This window comes from Povalibacter uvarum, assembly GCF_014202975.1.
In the GTDB taxonomy this organism is placed as follows: Bacteria; Pseudomonadota; Gammaproteobacteria; order Steroidobacterales; family Steroidobacteraceae; genus Steroidobacter; species Steroidobacter uvarum.
Map to the genome: position 1 here is coordinate 97,565 of NZ_JACHHZ010000001.1, position 17,357 is coordinate 114,921.

At 64.0% G+C, this 17,357-nt stretch carries 7 protein-coding genes; all 7 read left to right on the top strand.

All coding sequences use genetic code 11. The annotated features are described in order from the left end of the window. The first annotated feature begins 26 nt into the window (after positions 1-26). A complete protein-coding gene (locus HNQ60_RS00385) occupies positions 27-1,619 on the top strand; it encodes a ShlB/FhaC/HecB family hemolysin secretion/activation protein (RefSeq protein WP_184329045.1) in 1,593 nt (530 codons plus the stop codon). Further along, entirely contained in the window at positions 1,620-11,816 is a 10,197-nt protein-coding gene (locus HNQ60_RS00390) for a filamentous haemagglutinin family protein (protein ID WP_184329046.1), read from the top strand. Beyond that, a complete protein-coding gene (locus tag HNQ60_RS00395) occupies positions 11,798-12,568 on the top strand; it encodes a thioredoxin fold domain-containing protein (RefSeq protein WP_184329047.1) in 771 nt (256 codons plus the stop codon). Before HNQ60_RS00390 ends, HNQ60_RS00395 begins: the two co-directional genes overlap by 19 nt. Before the next feature lie 142 nt (positions 12,569-12,710). Beyond that, positions 12,711-14,528, top strand: a complete 1,818-nt coding sequence (locus tag HNQ60_RS00400; protein ID WP_184329048.1) for a DUF2341 domain-containing protein — start codon at positions 12,711-12,713, stop codon at positions 14,526-14,528. Positions 14,529-14,546: 18 nt separating this feature from the next. Next, positions 14,547-14,954, top strand: a complete 408-nt coding sequence (locus HNQ60_RS00405; RefSeq protein WP_184329049.1) for an ExbD/TolR family protein — start codon at positions 14,547-14,549, stop codon at positions 14,952-14,954. A 49-nt stretch (positions 14,955-15,003) separates the two neighbouring features. After that, positions 15,004-15,648: a TonB family protein gene (locus HNQ60_RS00410; RefSeq protein ID WP_184329050.1), complete on the top strand. Its 645-nt coding sequence runs from the start codon at positions 15,004-15,006 to the stop codon at positions 15,646-15,648. 37 nt (positions 15,649-15,685) lie between these two features. Beyond that, entirely contained in the window at positions 15,686-17,314 is a 1,629-nt protein-coding gene (locus tag HNQ60_RS00415; RefSeq protein ID WP_221303946.1) for a putative porin, read from the top strand. The last annotated feature ends 43 nt before the right edge of the window (positions 17,315-17,357 follow it).

Here is a 17,357-nt window from a genome sequence, read left to right on the forward strand (position 1 = left end):
CAACAATCGCCTCCGACAATTGTGAAATGAAACACGTCGCGCCAGCCTGTTCCGCCTTGATCGCATCGCTTTGTGTTTCATCTGTCATACACGCGCAGGTCGCTCCGGGGGCTGCCGCCGAGCAGTCGTTCGACGTGTTCGAGCTGCGGGTGCTCGGCAATTCGGTGCTGGGCAACGCACAGATCGAACGTGCGATCACGCCATTCCTCGGACCGAAGAAATCGCTCGCCGATGTCGAAGCGGCACGCACGGCGCTCGAGACGGCGTACAAGGACGCGGGATATGCGACCGTCTTCGTTGATATTCCGGAACAGGACGTCAGCGCCGACGGAGTCGTGAGATTGCAGGTGACGGAAGGGCGCCTCGATCGCATCCGTATCACCGGCGCGCGCTACTACTCGAATGGCCAGTTGCGGGCCGTATTGCCGGCGCTCGAAGCGGGTGACGTTCCTCACTTGCCGCGGGTGCAACGCGAGCTCGAAGTTGCCAACCGCCAGTCACGCGATCGCGTCATCACCCCAGTGCTGCGGGCCGGTCGCACGCCGGGCACGGTCGATGTCGAGCTCAAGGTCGAGGACTCTCTGCCCGTTCATGCGGCAGCGGAAGTGAATAATCGCTATACCGCGGATACCAGCCAGACCCGGGCCAGCGTGAATCTGAGCTACGACAATCTGTGGCAGCAGTTCCACAGTCTCTCTCTTCAGTATCAGACAGCACCGCAGGAGCCCGAGGAAGCGCGAGTCATCGCAGCGACCTACGTGGCGCCGATCACGACATCAGGGCAGACGCTCGCGGTGTATGCGGTCGACACCAACAGCGATGTTTCGACCATCGGTGCGCTCTCAGTGCTCGGCGCAGGGCGCATCTACGGCGCTCGCTACATCCTGCCGGTGCCCCAGATCGGGAGCGTCTACAGCAGCGTGAACCTCGGGTTCGACTACAAGGACTTCAAGGAAAGCATCGCGCTTCCGGATACTTCAGACACCGATGACACACCGATCGAGTACGCGACGTGGTCGGTCACATACGCCGGCGGCGCGCGCGGCGAACGCAGCAACAGTGGCTTCAGCCTCGCGGCCAATTTCGGAATGCGCGGTGTGTTCAACGATCCGGAGGAGTTCGGATACAAGCGCTATCACGCGCGGCCGAACTTCTTCTATCTGCGCGGCAGCGGCGAGCACGAACAGCAGATCTTCTGGGGAACGCGTCTCTACGCCCGCGTGGCGGCGCAGTACTCAGTCGACCCGCTCATCAGCAACGAACAGTTCTCCATCGGCGGCGCCGACAGTGTGCGCGGCTATCTCGAATCCGAAGCCCTGGGCGATCACGGCGCAAGTGCGTCGCTGGAATGGCGCACCCCGTCGTTCGCGCAGTGGTCGAACGGTTTCGTGTCGGAGCTCTTCGTCTTCGCTTTCTTCGACGCGGGTACGGTCGCGATCCTCGATCCGCTGCCGGACCAGCAGGATCATTTCGAGCTGACGAGCACCGGCCTCGGCCTGCGCATGAATGCATTCGGCGGATTGCTGCTCGCCCTCGATGGTGCCTACACGCTGCGCGCCACTGATCGCACCGAAGCCTATGACACCCGCGTGCTGTTCCAAGTGCGCTACGGATTCTGAATGAAGAACATCGAAATCGCCCTGCAGCTCCTGATTGCAGGTTATTCGGCAACGGCGGTAGTCGCCGCGGCACAAGCGGCGGAACCCTTGCCCGTTCCGTGCGCCGCGGGCGCCTGCGGGATCAACGGACCGTCGACCTGGGTTACTTCCGGCAACGCCACTGCCGTGTACCAGAACAACTCGCTGACGATCACGCAGACAACGCAGAACGCCGTGCTCAACTGGCGCAGCTTCAATATCGCACCGGACGGTACGGTCGAGTTCAAGCAGCCGGACGCAACGTCGGTCGCGCTGAACCGCATCTTCCAGGCCGACCCGAGCCGGATCTTCGGTTCGCTCAAGGCCAATGGCCGCATCTACCTGGTGAATCAGAACGGCATCATCTTCGGCGAACGCGCGAAAGTGAACGTGGGAGCGCTCCTCGCTTCCACGCTCAATATCAACGCGGACAAGGTGATGGCCTCCGGCCTGACCGGCGGCGGTGAAGCAACGCCGATCGCCACCCGATTCGACGAGAATGGCCAGGAAATGGTGGCTGGGGCATTGCAGGTCGAGGAGGGCGCCCTGTTGCGGGCCGATGGCGGACAGATCTTCCTGTTCGCTCCGGTCGTCGAGAACAAGGGCCGGATCGAAACGCCTGATGGACAGACGATCCTCGCAGCCGGCCAGTCGGTGTACCTGAGCGCAAGCACCGATCAGAATCTGCGCGGACTCATCGTCGCGGTCGACCTGGAAGGCACGGTCGAGAACGGTGACGTATCGAACGCAGGCGTGACGGACCCTTCGAAGCTCGTCGGGCAGATCATTGCCGAACGCGGCAACGTGACTCTCGCGGGCCTCACGGTCAATCAGCGGGGACGCGTATCGGCGACGACATCGGTGCGCGCCAACGGCTCTGTCCAGCTGATCGCGGCGACTCGCAACTCCGGTGGCAGTCTCACGCTGACCGAAGGCAGCCGCACCGAAGTACGGCTCGATAGCGACGCGGAATCCAAAACCGTCGACATCAACGATCAGCCGCGATCGAACGTCCTGCTCGCGGGCAATCGCGTCGTGCTCGAACAAGACTCTTCCGTGGTCGCGCCGAGCGGCCGCATCCGCATCAAGGCGAGCAACGAAGGTTCCGGCGCGGTTCGCAATCCGCCGGCCGTTGGCACAGATACTACCTCGCGCGTGTTCATCGACAGCGGCGCGGTACTCGACGTCTCCGGTGTGCACACGACGCAGTCCATGGAAAGCAACATGCTGACCGTCGAACTGCGCGGCAGCCAGCTCGCCGACAGCCCGGCGCAACGCAACGGCGCCCTGCGCGGCCAGCGTGTGCAGATTGACACACGACAGACCGGTAAGCGCGAAGACGGAAGCACGTGGGTGGGATCACCGATTGGCGATCTCGCCGGCGACGTCGCGACGATGTCCAGAACGATCGAACAGCGCAGCCTGACCGGCGGTACCGTCGCGATCGAATCGCAAGGTGATGTGATCGTGGCTCAGGGCGCCACGGTGAACGTCTCCGGCGGTTCCGTGCGCTATCAGGATGGCTACATCACGCCGTCCGCTTTGATGGGCGCAGACGGGCGCGTCTATGACATGGCCGATGCCGATCCAAACCTCGAGTACACAGGTGTTGTGAGCGGAGCGTCGTACACGCGGCAGGATCAGCGCTGGGGCGTGACGGATCGCTATCACGGCACATTCGCTGGCAGCCTGGGTCAGTTCGAAAGCGGCTACATCGAAGGCAAGGACGCGGGCACGCTGTCGATTCTTGCGCCGACTGCGATCTTCGACGGCCGCTTGCAGGCGGATCGCACGATCGGTCCGCGCCAGCGGCAGCAGGCCAGCACGTTCACGGGTTCGCTCTACCGCCCGATGGATCAGATTCCGCTCGGTGGCGAATTGCTGCTTGGCCCGGCTGCTGGTGACAACTCACCGTACGTGCTCGGCGACGTGCAGGTCACGACGGGACTCGTGCTTCCTTCGTTGCGCAATGCCAACGGCAGCGCGTTCGATCCCTTGAGCGATGCTCTGCCGTCGTCGCTGAAGGCGACACGCGTGCGTCCGGAGCTCTTTGGCGAAGGCGCCGCGACGCGAGTGGAGATCCGATCGGACGGTCGAGTGAGTGTGCCGCGTGAGACTCAGCTCTCGATGCCTGCGTTCAGCAGCCTGAGCATCACCGCACGCGATGTGGACTTCGATGGCTCACTCTCGAGTGCCGGCGGCAGCGTCAACCTGCGAGCCAATCGCACCACGACGCAACAGGGCTTCGGCCAGGGCGAGGTGCGACTCGGTTCATCGGCCCGGCTCGACCTGGCGGGAAGCTGGGTCAACGAATCGCAGGTGCTCAATCCGGGGCAGGCAACGGAAGCGTTGTCGATCAACGGCGGCAGCGTGAGTCTGCGCGGCGTCGACAGCAATGTCGTAGTCGAGCAGGGCAGTGTCATCGATGTATCCGGCGGCGCACGCATGCAGCGCGGCGGACGGGTCAATGCCGGTCGCGGCGGATCGATCGCGATTGCCGTACAGACTTCGTCCATCTTTGCCGACGACGCTGCGGCGCTGCGGCTCGACGGAGAGTTGCGCGGATATGCGCTTGCACAGGGCGGAAGCCTGTCGCTCGCTGCCGCGCAGGTCTGTATCGGCGTCGACAGTGCGTTGTGCGGCGCCGGGCTCGCCGACGATATGTTCCTCATCCACCCTGGCCGCTTCCAGAGCGGCGGCTTCAGTTCCTACTCGGTCTCGTCCACTGCAGGTGGGTTGACTGTCGGCCGTGATACGCAGGTCCAGTTGCAGGCGGAGAACTTCGTTCTCGACGACGGTGCCGCGGGCGTCGCATCTGCCCGCTCGCTGGCGGACCTCACTTCCATTGCACTCCTCGACAGCTGGCAGCGCGGACCAGTCGACCTTTCTCTTGAATCGAGCTACCTGCAGGCGACCGGCACGCTGCTGACCGCAGCGGAGTTCGCGAATCTGCCCTACCTCTCCGTCCTCGCAGGGGCTCGCATCAACACGGAACCCGGTGCGCGGGTTCAGCTCGAGAGCAACACCTCGATCCGCGTCGACGGACACATCACGGCACCGGCAGGAACGATTTCGCTGGCGCTCAACAGCGATCTGACCGTCGCAGAGTATTTGCCGACGCAGTCGATCTGGCTCGGAAACAACGCACGGCTCTCCGCAGAGGGTACGACGCGCTACCAGCCTGATGCGCGCGGACTGCTGATCGGTGAAGTGCTCAACGGCGGAAGCATCGTCATGGATGCGGCGCGCGGCTACATCGCTGCGAACCCGTCGTCGGTGCTCGATGTCTCCGGGACTTCGGCCCCGGTCGATATTCGAACGGTGGGACGGGGCGGCCAGGAAAGCTACGAACGGCGGCAGATCGCATCGCGCGCCGGCAGCATTTCCGTGACTGCTGCCGAGAGCATCGTGCTCGGCGGCGAGCTGCGCGCTCATTCGGGAGATCCGAAGAATGTCATCGGCGGCACGCTGTCGGTGACGCTCGATCCGACGCGACGCTATGGTCGGTTCGATCTCGAGCCGCCGCCGTTCCCGGAAATGGCCCGCCGCATCGAACTGGCGGCGACTGGAGCCTCGCAAGTGATCCGGGCCGGTGCGGCGCTCGATGCGGAATCGAGCGGCCGTGCCGTGCTGGTCGCGGATCAGATCGAAGCCGCGGGCTTCGACAACTTGGAGCTCTCAGCCGGCACGCGCCAGGGAAGCATCGGTTCGCTGACGCCGGTTCCTGGTGAAGTAGCCGTTCGCAACGGCGTCGATCTTTCGCTGCGCGGCCGGTTGGCGATCGACGCGGCGTCCATCGTGTCGGACGGCGGGAAAGCGAATCTTGCAGCGTCCGTCGTCACGCTCGGCCAGCGGTCGAGTGTGTTGCAGGATGTGCCGGGCACTGTCGCGTCCGGGCCGGGGTCCTTGACGATCAATGCCGGGCTCATCGACCTCGTCGGTCACAGCACCTTCAGCGGGTTCAGGCACGTTGAACTGCAATCCCGGGGCGACATTCGCGCACGTGGCGTTCAGCTCGGCTCGGCACGCGAGGCCACCGGATCGCTGCGCACGAGTGGCGCGCTGACTCTGCAAGCACAGCAGGTCTATCCGACCACTCTGTCGCAGTTCGCACTGATCGCAGACGAAGCGGAGGTTGGCGCGATTCGGGTCAAGCCCGTGAGCGGCACCGCTGCGCCCGTGTATTCAGCGGGTGGTCGCCTCTCACTGACCGCCCAAACGATCGAACAGGGCGGTGTACTGCGTGCGCCGTTCGGTACGATCTCGCTCAACGCACCTTCGCTGTCGCTGCTCGCGGGAAGCACGACGGCTACCAGCGCCGCGGGCTTGTCGATTCCGTTCGGCCAGACCCAGGGCGGATTCGACTGGGTGTATCAGCTCGGGAATCAGACGCTGGTCTACAACGGCAAGGATGCAACCATGCCGAGTCAGTCCGTGCGCTTGAACGGCGCTGACGTTGATATCGGGGACGGCGCAGTCGTCGACGTCCGCGGTGGCGGTGACCTGGTCGCCTACGAGTTCGTGCCCGGCGTCGGTGGCACGCGCGACGTTCTGTCGGCGGATGTTCGCCCGGATGCATTCGTGATCGTGCCGGCGGCCAACATGCCGTACGCGCCGTACGACATCTCTCTTTACGATGGCTCCGGCATTCGCGCAGGCGACAGCATCTATCTCGACGGCACGGATAAGATTCCGGCGGGCACGTACACGATCCTGCCCGCGCGCTACGCGCATCTGCCCGGTGCGTACTACGTGCGTCCGGTTGACGGCTATCAGGACATCGGCCCGACCGAAGTGAACGTCCGCCCGGACGGATCGACTCTCGTCGGCGGCTATCGAATGTTTGCCGACACCGGTCTACGCATTGATGGGCGCAGCGAGGGATATGCCATTCGTCCCGGCAGCGACGTGATGCGTGAGGCTCAATACAACCTCACGAACGCGAACAAGTTCTTTGCTGCGAACGATGCCGAGACCGCGCTGGCGAGATTGCCGCGCGATGCCGGCACGCTTTCGATCGGCGCGAGCGAGATGCTGCGTCTCGACGGAGAATTGCTGGGCAGCACCGCTACTGGCGGACGCGGAACCGCGCTGGATATTTCGAGCGACTCTCTGCGAATCGTTCACGGTACGGGTGCGACGCCGGTCGATGGCGTAGTGGACATCGATGCCGACGCGCTCAGCGCTTTCGGTGCGGAATCGATCCTGCTCGGCGGCAGTCGGACACAGACGAGCGAAGGCTTGTCGATCACGACTCTCGCACGCGAAGTCGAGATCCTGGAAGGCTCGATTCTCACGGCACCGGAGCTCCTGATCGTCGGTACGCAGAGCGTCGCAGTACGAGAAGGCGCCGAGCTGCGTGGATCGGGCACGCTGGCCGGGGTACAGAGCGAAGAGGTTGCGCTGCAAGGCGATGGCGCGATTCTGCGAGTCACGAGTGGAGCGGACGCCGCGATCGAGCGTACCAACAGCGCTGGCGGCACCGCGCTGCTCAACGTGGAATCCGGCGCGCAGCTCTACGCGCGCGGCGGCGCAATTGCGGCGGAATCGGCGGGCGCCGCAACCTTCGACGGCACTCTGGACCTCGCGGGCGGCGTGCTGTCGCTGACCAGCGATCGCATCAGCCTTGGCGCGGTCGGCGAGAATGTCTCGGGACTGGTGCTGTCCAACCAGCAGCTGGCCGGATTGACCCTCGACGCGCTGGTGCTGTCGAGCCGCTCGTCCATCGATCTCTATGGCAATGTCTCACTCACCTCCGGCGACCTGTCGCTGCGCAGTGGCGCAGTCCGTGGCTTCGGCGACGGGCAAGCGCAGCTCGTTGCGACCGGCACGTTTACGCTCGAAGGGGCAAGCACGGCCAGCAGCGAGCCTGCGGGCGATCCGGCGGGATCGCTGAACGTCCGCGCTCGCGACATGGTTCTGGGCGAAGGCAGCACCACGGTCTCTGGATTCAGCTCGGTCGCGTTGCAAGCAAGCGGCGACATTGATGCGAAGGACACCGGTGCCTTGATCGTCGACGGCGATCTGTCGCTTTCAGCAGCGCGGCTGGGGGCTGCGTCCGGAGCGTCTCGCGATATCCAGGTGAGTGGCGCGTTCCGCTACTCACAGAACGGTACGACACCTGCGTCTGAAGACGAATCGCTCGGTGCGCGCATGGCGGTCCGTGCTGCCTCGATCGACGTCGGCGGTCGAGTCGAACTGCACTCCGGGGTGCTGAACCTCGTCGCCACATCAGGCGATGTCACGTTGAGGGAGACCGCCGATCTGCGGCTCAATGGCCTGACGACACTCTTCGACTCCGTAGCCGTGGGCAGTCGCGGCGGCTGGCTGACACTGGAGAGCCAGCGGGCAGATGTATCCGTGGCGCAGGGAGCCGCGATCAATGTTGCACAGGCTTCGAACGTAGCGAATGAGCGTGGGGCCGTTACCGTGCGCGCTGCTTCCGGCAACGCGATTGTCGCGGGAACCCTGACGGGCGCAGGCGCTGACTTCACGATCGATGCGAATCAGGTCGTCGATTTCATGGCGCTCAATCGCGCACTGACGGCGGGCAACTTCTCGGGTGATCGGTACGTGCGGCAGCGCGGTGCGGGAAACCTCGTCGTCGGCGCCGACAACTCGATCACTGCACGAAGCATCGCGCTGGTGAGCGATCAGGGCCAGGTCGTTGTCGACGGTTCACTCCGCAGCCATGACTTGGGTGGCGGTGAGATCGTACTGTCCGGACGCAATGGCGTTGCGGTCTCGGGCGTACTCGATGTCAGCGCGGCCAACGCGTCGGAGCGAAACGGGCGCATCGAGCTCGGAACGACGCAGGGCACGATCCGAATCGCAGCGCCTGCGCGCATCGTTGGTGTCGCGAACACCGGTATCAATCATTCGGTCGCGGACGGCACGCTGCACATTCGCGCGCCGCGCACCGCGTTCGAAACTCTCCTGGATGGCGACGCCACCAACAATGCACTCGTGCTTGCGGGCGACCTGACGCGTCTGAACGGCGTCACTCTGGAAGGCTACGCGGCGTATACGGATCTCGACGGCGCCATCACCGCCGATGAGATCGCGGCGACGCCGGGCACGGCGATGTACGACGACGCACTAGCGTTCACTTCGCTCAGTGCACAAATGGTCCAGGGTCTTGGATCGGTGCGCGCGCCGACGCCACAGATCATGGCCGGCATCGAGATCAATTCGACGGGTGACCTCGAGCTGCAGAGCGACTGGTCGTTGAACGACTGGCGCTTCAACTCTCTGCCAGGATTCCTGACCTTGCGGGCCGCGGGCGATCTGACATTCAACGCGTCGCTCAGCGACGGCTTCACAACCGACAGTCCCGGCCTGCTCACAGAAACGACACAGTCGTGGTCGTACCGGCTCGCAGCCGGAGCGGATCTGACGAGCGCAGACCCGATGACGGTTCGCTCGCTGTCGGATCTCGGCGAGCAGGGCAGAGGCACCTTGCTGGTCGCCCCTGGTACGAGCACGACCAGGCCGACGCGCATGATTCGCACGGGCACCGGCAGCATCGATATCGCTGCCGCCCGGAACGTCGAACTGGGCAATCGCGGCTCCGTGATCTACACGGCCGGCATCGCCACACAGGGCGTGATCTATCCCGGCCGCGGCCAGAATCCCGTGGAACTGGGAAGCCGGCTCTATCCCGATCGCGGTGGCGACATTTCCATCAGCGCAGGGCAGGACGTCGTCGGGGCATCGACCAACCAGTTCGTCACGGATTGGCTGTGGCGTGTCGGCGCCATCGGCAGCACCACCTCTACTGTAGACACCTCGCGGGCGCCGGCGTGGACGGTCAACTTCGATCGGTTCATGCAGAACATCGGCGCGCTCGGTGGCGGTGACGTTACGGTCAGCGCGGGCCGCGATGTCGTGGATCTTCATGCCTCGGCGCCCTCGATCGGACGCCAGGTTGGCGGTCTGGTGCTCGCGGCCAACAATCTGGAAGTGATCGCGGGTGGTCATGTGAATGTGCGCGCAGCGCACAATATCAGCGGCGGCAGCGCCTACTCGGGTCGCGGCAGTGTGAGCCTCACGGCCGGTGATGCAATCAACGTCAGTACGAATTCGGGGCTGGCGCCGATCATTGCGCTGGGCGATGCGCAGGCTCAGCTCTCGAGCCGTACCGATCTGACGCTGGGGAATGTTCTCAATCCGACGCTGCTCGGCCGAGGCACCTCGCAGACCAACACGAACGCGTATTTCTCCACGTACACGGCGGACAGCGCGGTCAGCGCCCGCAGCACGGGTGGTGATGTGCGCCTGCTGAATACGAGCACTGAAGACCTGCTGCAGACCTTCACCACTCTGAACCGGTCACCGGGCGAGGAGTACGTGACCGCGCTGTATCCGGCAACGGTGCAGGCGGCTGCATTGCGAGGCGACGCCCTGATCGAACGCTCGTTCTCGCTGGTGCCCGCGATTCGCGGCGGACTGGAGATGTTCGGCTACGGCGACGTGCTGTTCTCGAGCAGCGTGGAGGTCATCATCTCGGATGCGGATCCGCAGACCCTGCCGACATTCAATCGGCCCCAGCCCAACACACTCAGCCTGATCGATGTCTTCAAGAGCAGTGATTCACTGAGTACGACGGCGAAGAACGTGTTCCACGCGAGTGTGCCGGAGCGGCTTCGCCTGCCACGCACGGACTTCACGCCTTCACGCATCGTTGCCCGCGAAGGCGACGTAGTCATGCTGGGCGGCACGTCGGGCATTTACTCGGCGGAGTCGATGCGTATTTCCGCCGGGCGCGACGTCACCGGCCTGCGCCTGGACGCGCAGAATCTCGAAGCGCGTGACGTTACGTCGGTCAGCGCGGGCCGCGACGTCATCTATCCGCTGCGCCGAAATCAATTCGGCGGAGTGGAGAGGGACATTTCACGCATCATGCTCGATGGTCCGGGCACGCTCGAGATCCGGGCGGGGCGGGATCTCGATCTCCAGGCATCGGCCGGCATCACTACATGGGGCAACCTGAACAATCCTGCGCTTGCGGACAGCGGCGCCGACGTCAGTGTCGAGGTGGGCACCGCGGCCAAGGCGCCGAACCTCACGGCATTCGCGGACAAGTACCTGCGCTCGGCGGAGTTCGCGTCGCAGTATCCGAAGTCGTCGCAGGAATATCGCAACGATCTCGTCACCTACATGCGCAGGTACGGCGTGACTGGGGGCTTCGACGAGGCGCTGACCGCATTCGTGCAGCTCTCGGCGTCAGAACGTGCCCCGTTGCTCGAACGGATACTGATGAGCGAGCTGCGTGCCTCGGGCCGCTCGGCTGCGCAGCCGGGCGAGACCAACAAGGACTTCAGCCGGGGTTTCGCCGCGCTCACGACCTACTATCCGGGCGCGAACCCGGATCTCGATGCGAAGGAAGTCAATCCGTACGTCGGCGACATGCGGCTGTACTTCAGCCAGATCTACACGATGGACGATGGCGATATCCGTTTGCTCGCGCCGGGCGGTGAGATCAATGCGGGTCTCGCGAGCCCACCGGCCGCGTTCAATCTGAACAAGGGTGCCGCGGATCTCGGCATCGTGGCTCAGCGCTCGGGCAGCGTCAGTGCGTTGTCGTTCTACGACTTCCTCGTCAACGAATCGCGCGTGTTTGCTGCCGACGGCGGCGACATTCTCGTGTGGGCGACTCAAGGCGACATTGACGCTGGTCGCGGTGCGAAGACGGCGATCTCCGCGCCGCCGCCGCAGATCTCCTTCGATCCGACGACGGGCGCGCCGGTCATCGTGTTCCCGCCGGCTCTCGCCGGCAGCGGTATCCAGACGCTGGCCAGCACGGAAGGGCGCAAGCCCGGCAACGTCGATCTGTTCGCGCCGCGCGGAGTAGTGAACGCTGGCGACGCAGGCATCGTGGCCGGAAATCTCACCATCGCCGCGACGGCCGTGCTGGGCGCCGACAACATTCAGGTCAGCGGTGTTTCGGTCGGTGTGCCCGTCGACACCGGCGGGATCGGCGCAAGTCTCGCTGCGGTCAGTTCGGTGGGGAGCAGCGCCAGCAGTGCAGCGACGACTGCTGTCGAAGGCGAGCGCGCGCAGGAAGAAGCGCCGGCGACGCTGGCCGACACGGCGCTCTCATGGCTCGAAGTTTTCGTGGTCGGATTGGGCGAAGAAGGCTGTCGCCAGGATGATGTCGAATGCTTGAAGCGACAGTGAAGAAGCTCGTGCGCCGCGGCGTGTGGTCGGCCTTGCTGGCTCTGATGGTAGCGACCGGCAATCTGCATGCAGCCGCGCCGACTGCGCGTGACGTGCACGAAAAGCTCGTGAAGCAACTGCCGAACCTGACCCTGGAGCAGGTCTGGCCGTCGCCGATTCCCGGATTGTTCGAGATCCGGCTCGATGGCGGATCGGCATTCGTCACGCCCGATGGGCAGTACCTGATCCGCGGCGATCTGTTCGATATCGCAACGCGCAAGAACCTCAGCGACGTGCGTCGGGCGCAGGAGCGCAAGCAACTGCTCGCGAAGGTCGACGACAAGGAAGCGATCGTCTTTGCGCCGGCCGTGACGAAGCACACGATCACGGTGTTCACGGACGTGGAATGCGGTTACTGCCGAAAGCTGCATTCGCATGTGAGCGAGTACAACGAGAAGGGTATTGCGGTGCGCTATCTCGCCTTTCCGCGAACGGGCCCGGGCTCGCCGTCCTGGAAGACCATGGAATCCGTGTGGTGTTCGAAGGATCCCCGCGATGCGCTGACGCGCGCCAAACGGGGAGAGGCGATCGATCGCACCGAGCCGTGCAAGCCGGCCGCAATCGAGCACGACTACCAGCTCGGCGAACAGTTCGGCCTGCAGGGTACGCCTCTGATCGTGCTCGAGGACGGGCGAACCATCGGCGGCTATGTGACGCCGGAGCAGTTGCTGCGCACGCTGGAATCGACAGCGAGCGTGGCATCCGCCCGATAGAAGCGACGCGGCATGCGTGTGTCATGCATTCGTCAGACGCATCGTGTCACAAAATCATCACCCGGCACTTCCATAATTCCGGGCCTGCAATGAGGGGCGTCATCGGCGCGCAACATCGCGCGGATGACTATGGGGACTACACGTGAGAAGACTGTTCGCAACACTTTTGCTGGCCGCATGTTCGCTGGCGCCTGCCATCAGCCACGCCTGGTGGAACGACGAGTGGAATTTCCGCAAAGAGATCACGCTCGACCTGACACCCGCTGGCGCCAACATCGCCGGAAGCCCGGCGGAAGTCCCGGTGCTGGTCCGGCTGCACCTCGGCAACTTCGGTTACTTCGGCGACACGCTGCCTGACGGCGCCGACCTGCGCTTCGTGGCCGGCGATGACAAGACGCCGCTCAAGTTTCATGTCGAACGCTACGACCCGACGAACAACCTCGCCTTCGTCTGGGTGAAGGTGCCTCGGCTCGCGGGTGGGGCTGCCGAGAAGATCTACCTGTACTACGGCAATCCGAAGGCACCGGCCGGCTCGGACGCTCCTGGCACCTACGATCCGAGCCAGGTGCTGGTGATGCACTTCGGCGGCACGAGCCCCGTCGATGCAACGGCATACGCCAACAACTCGAGTGCATCGGGCGCCGAGGCGACGTCGGCATCGCTCATCGGCGACGGCGTGAAGTTCACCGGCGCTGGCGTGGTTACGATTCCGGGGAGCGCGTCCCTGCGGCTCCTGCCGGACAAAGGCGTAACGCTTTCAGCGTGGGTGCGGATCGAGGCGCCTCAGGCGGAGGCCATCGTGCTCGAGCTGGCTGCGCCGGGACGCTCTCTGACACTCGGTATCAATGACGCCCAGGTGTTCGCCCGATATCAACCCGATGGGGCCGCGGTCGCACAGGCCCAGTCGGCACCGATCCTCGCCATGGGGCAGTGGCATCACCTCGCAGTCACCGTGTCCTCCAATCGCTTCGCACTGTTCGTCGATGGCGTCGAAGTGTCTTCGTCGCCGGCAGATATCGCGGAGATTGCAGGCACGCTGACATTGGGCGGAACCGCCAGAAGCACGAACTTCCTCACCGGCGAAATCGACGAAGTGCAGGTTTCGAACACCGTGCGCTCGGCCGAATGGTTGCAGGCCGCTGCGCGCAGCCAGGGAATCGACAGCCTGCTCGTTGCGTACGGCAACGATGCTCAGAAGGAGGGCGGCGAAGTTTCCTATCTGAAGGTCACCCTCGACAATCTCACCGTCGACGCCTGGGTCGTCATCGTCATCCTGGCGATCATGTTCGTCATCGCGATGCTCATCATGGTGAGCAAGGCGCTGTTTCTCTCGCGGGTCAAGAAGGCCAATGCCGCCTTCCTCAAGGAATTCGACAAGCTCAAAGGCGACCCGACGGCACTCGACCGGCCCGAAGCCGACGATGCCCCAGGCGATGAGGCGCTCGACGAGTCGCCCTTCATGCCGCACGTCAAAGGGCACGAGGACAAGTATCGCGTCTCGACGATCTACCGCCTGTACCACCACGGGGTGCAGGAAATGCTCGGCCGCGTCGGGCTCAAGTCGGTCGGCGCAAGGGCGGTGAACTCGCTCACGCCGCAGGCGATGGCATCAATTCGTGCCGCGATGGATGCGACGCAGGTTCGCATGACGCAGAAGCTGTCCGCGCAGATGGTGATTCTCACGATCGCCATATCGGGCGGCCCGTTCCTCGGACTGCTCGGCACCGTCGTCGGCGTCATGATCACCTTTGCAGCTATCGCCGCCAGCGGCGACGTCAACGTGAACTCGATCGCACCGGGCATCGCAGCCGCACTGGCAGCGACCGTCGCCGGCCTCGGCGTCGCGATCCCGGCACTCTTCGGCTACAACTGGCTCAACACGCAGATCAAGGAGATCAATGCGGACATGCGCGTGTTCGTAGATGAGTTCGTTACGCGTGTCGCAGAGCACTACAGCTGAGAAGGAGGCCAATAAATCATGTCCGCCTCCGCCGAAGAAAAAGACGTCTACGACGACATCAACATCACGCCGATGCTCGATCTGGCGTACGTGCTGCTCGTCATCTTCATCATCATGACGACGGCGTCCGTGCAGGGCATCACCGTCAATCTGCCGAAGGCGAGCGAAACGCCGGCGATTGCCAAGCCCAAGACCAAGGCCGTATCCATCACGGCCGACGGCACGATCTATCTCGACACCTATCCGGTGACGCTTGCGGAACTCGAACGCCTGCTGACGCAGTACAAGGCTGCCGATCCCGATCTGCCGGTGATCGTGAAGGCGGATGCGACGATCCAATATCAGAAGGTTGTCGATGTACTGGATCTCGTGGGCCGGCTCGAGATTACCCAACTCGGTCTCGTGACGCAGCGCGTCGTCAAGTGACGAATGACACAGGAATTCGTCATCCCCGCGGAAGCAAGGCGAGACACGCGTGACGTCCAAGAAATCCTTTGCCCGATATGTGCCGATGATCGCGGGCGCGGTCATCGTTCTCATCGTGACGGGCTTCCTGGTCGTGTGGATCCGCGGCCTGATGCAGGACAAGCCCGAGTCGCCGAAGCGGCAGGTCGCGCAGGTGATCAAAATCGTGCGGCCGCCGCCTCCGCCGCCGGAGCCGCCGCCTCCGCCGCCGCCCGAGGAGAAGGTCGAGGAGCCGCTGCCACAGGAAACGCCTGAGGAAGCGCCGCCCGATGACGCGGCACCCGCTGAACAGCTCGGCATCGATGCCGACGGCGTCGCAGGTGCCGATGGCTTCGGACTGGCAGCGCGTCGCGGGGGCAGTGATCTGATCGGCGGCGGTGGCGCCGTGTTCGCGTGGTACACGAACCGGCTCAAGGACAGCATTCAGAGCCTGCTCGCCGACGACGAGCGCGTTCGTCGCGGCAAGTATCAGGTGAGCGTGCGGGTGTGGGTCAGCCAGGACGGCCGGGTGGAGAAGATCCGGCTGCAGAGCACTTCCGGTGATCGCGATCTCGACGGAGCCATCGAGGAGGCGTTGCAGAAGATGAGCCGCATGGATGAGGCGCCTCCGCTCGAGATGCCTCAGCCGGTCACGTTGCGAATCGTGTCGAGATAAGAGCAGCAATCAAGGTGAGAAGGTGAACAAGGTGGCAATGCAACAAAGCCGGGGACTTCGGGCCGCGGTCGTCCTTGCGCTGATGGCCGTGAGCTCTCCGACGCTGGCGCAGACGTCGACGCAATCGTTCGACGAAGTCCGCAACACCGTCATCAATCTGCTCGAAGCGCTGGTGCAGAAGGGCGTCATGACACGCGAGCAGGCAGAATCCATGGTCGCGTCCGCTCAAGCCAAGGCCAGTGCGACTGCGAAAGCGCAGTCGGATCGAGATGCCGCGGAAGCCGGCGCCGTGCGCGTCACCTATGTGCCGGAAACCGTTCGTCAGCAGATCGGCCAGGAAGTGAGCGCGCGGATCAAGGATGACGTGACTCAGCAGGTCGTGGCGCAAGCGCAGGCGGACGGCTGGGGCGTGCCGGGTGCACTGCCGGAATGGATCAAGAACGTTCGCCTGTATGGCGACGTGAGATCGCGCTTTGAGAGCGACACGTACGCTGACGACAACGCGACCAACGTGTATCTGAACTTCAACGAAGTGAACGCCGCAGGCGGCGTCGGGCGTGCGGGCGTCGATGCGCTGCTCAACACGACTGAAGACCGACACCGTCTCGTCGGTCGGCTGCGTACCGGCGCGATGGTTCAGTTGGGCAATTCCTTCGCGCTCGATTTTCGTCTGACGGGCGGCAACGCATTGTCTGCGGTCTCGACCAACCAGACGCTCGGCAACTACGGTGGACGATGGCAGTTCAACGTCGACAAGGCCGCCGTCCTCTGGAATCCGGTCAACTCGGCGAAGGATCGCGAGATGGATGTCCGGTTCGGCCGCTTCAGCAATCCGTTCGTGACGAACAATGAGCTTCTCTGGGACAACGACGTCACCTTCGAGGGCCTGTCCGCGACCTACGCGATGGATTTCTTCGGTACATCATCGGAGCGCATGGAGCGCGGCCTGTTCCTGACGCTCGGCGCGTTCTCGCTGCAGGAGGTCGAGCTCTCGAAGGACGACAAGTGGCTCTACGGCGCGCAGCTCGGAACGCAGATCGGTTTCGGCACGGATTCCTTCCTGCGCTTCACCGCTTCGTACTACGACTACGAGAACGTCACCGGTATCCGCAACACGCTCGACAGCGACGTGTACGACTACACCGCGCCCCGGTTCCTGCAGAAGGGCAACACCGTATTCGACATTCGCAACGACAACGACACGACGACCAATCTCTATGCACTGGCGGGCGAGTACAGCCTCGCGAGCGCCAATGTGCTGCTCGATCTCGGTTTCGGTCGCACGCACGTCATGGTTGGCGGCGAGTACGTCAAGAACGTCGGGTGGGATCAGGATGACGTCGCTGCGCTGACCGGTCAGACGATCGACGAGCGCGTGGAAGGTTACGAAGTGGGCGTCATCGTGGGCCAGCCGACTGTCGCCGCGCTGTGGGACTGGCGCGCATTCATGCTCTATCGCTATCTCGAGCGCGATGCGGTTCTGGATGCCTTCACGGACTCCGACTTCCACCTCGGTGGTACTGATGCCAAGGGCTATCAGCTTGGCTTCGATCTCGGGCTGGCACGCGGTGCGTGGGTACGTCTGCGGTACCTGAGCGCCAATGAGGTGGACGGGCCGCCGCTTGGGATCGATGTGTGGCAGCTGGATGTGAATGGGCAGTTCTGAGGGCGTGGAGCCAGCTGGCTGCCTAGCGGCGAGCTGCGAGCTG

Bases quoted from the DNA above. Each gene is read 5' to 3' on its own strand.
- HNQ60_RS00390 (WP_184329046.1), top strand. From the start codon at position 1,620: ATGAAGAACATCGAAATCGCCCTGCAGCTCCTGATTGCAGGTTATTCG.
- HNQ60_RS00385 (WP_184329045.1), top strand. From the start codon at position 27: ATGAAACACGTCGCGCCAGCCTGTTCCGCCTTGATCGCATCGCTTTGT.
- HNQ60_RS00395 (WP_184329047.1), top strand. From the start codon at position 11,798: ATGCTTGAAGCGACAGTGAAGAAGCTCGTGCGCCGCGGCGTGTGGTCG.
- HNQ60_RS00415 (WP_221303946.1), top strand. From the start codon at position 15,686: ATGCAACAAAGCCGGGGACTTCGGGCCGCGGTCGTCCTTGCGCTGATG.
- HNQ60_RS00405 (WP_184329049.1), top strand. From the start codon at position 14,547: ATGTCCGCCTCCGCCGAAGAAAAAGACGTCTACGACGACATCAACATC.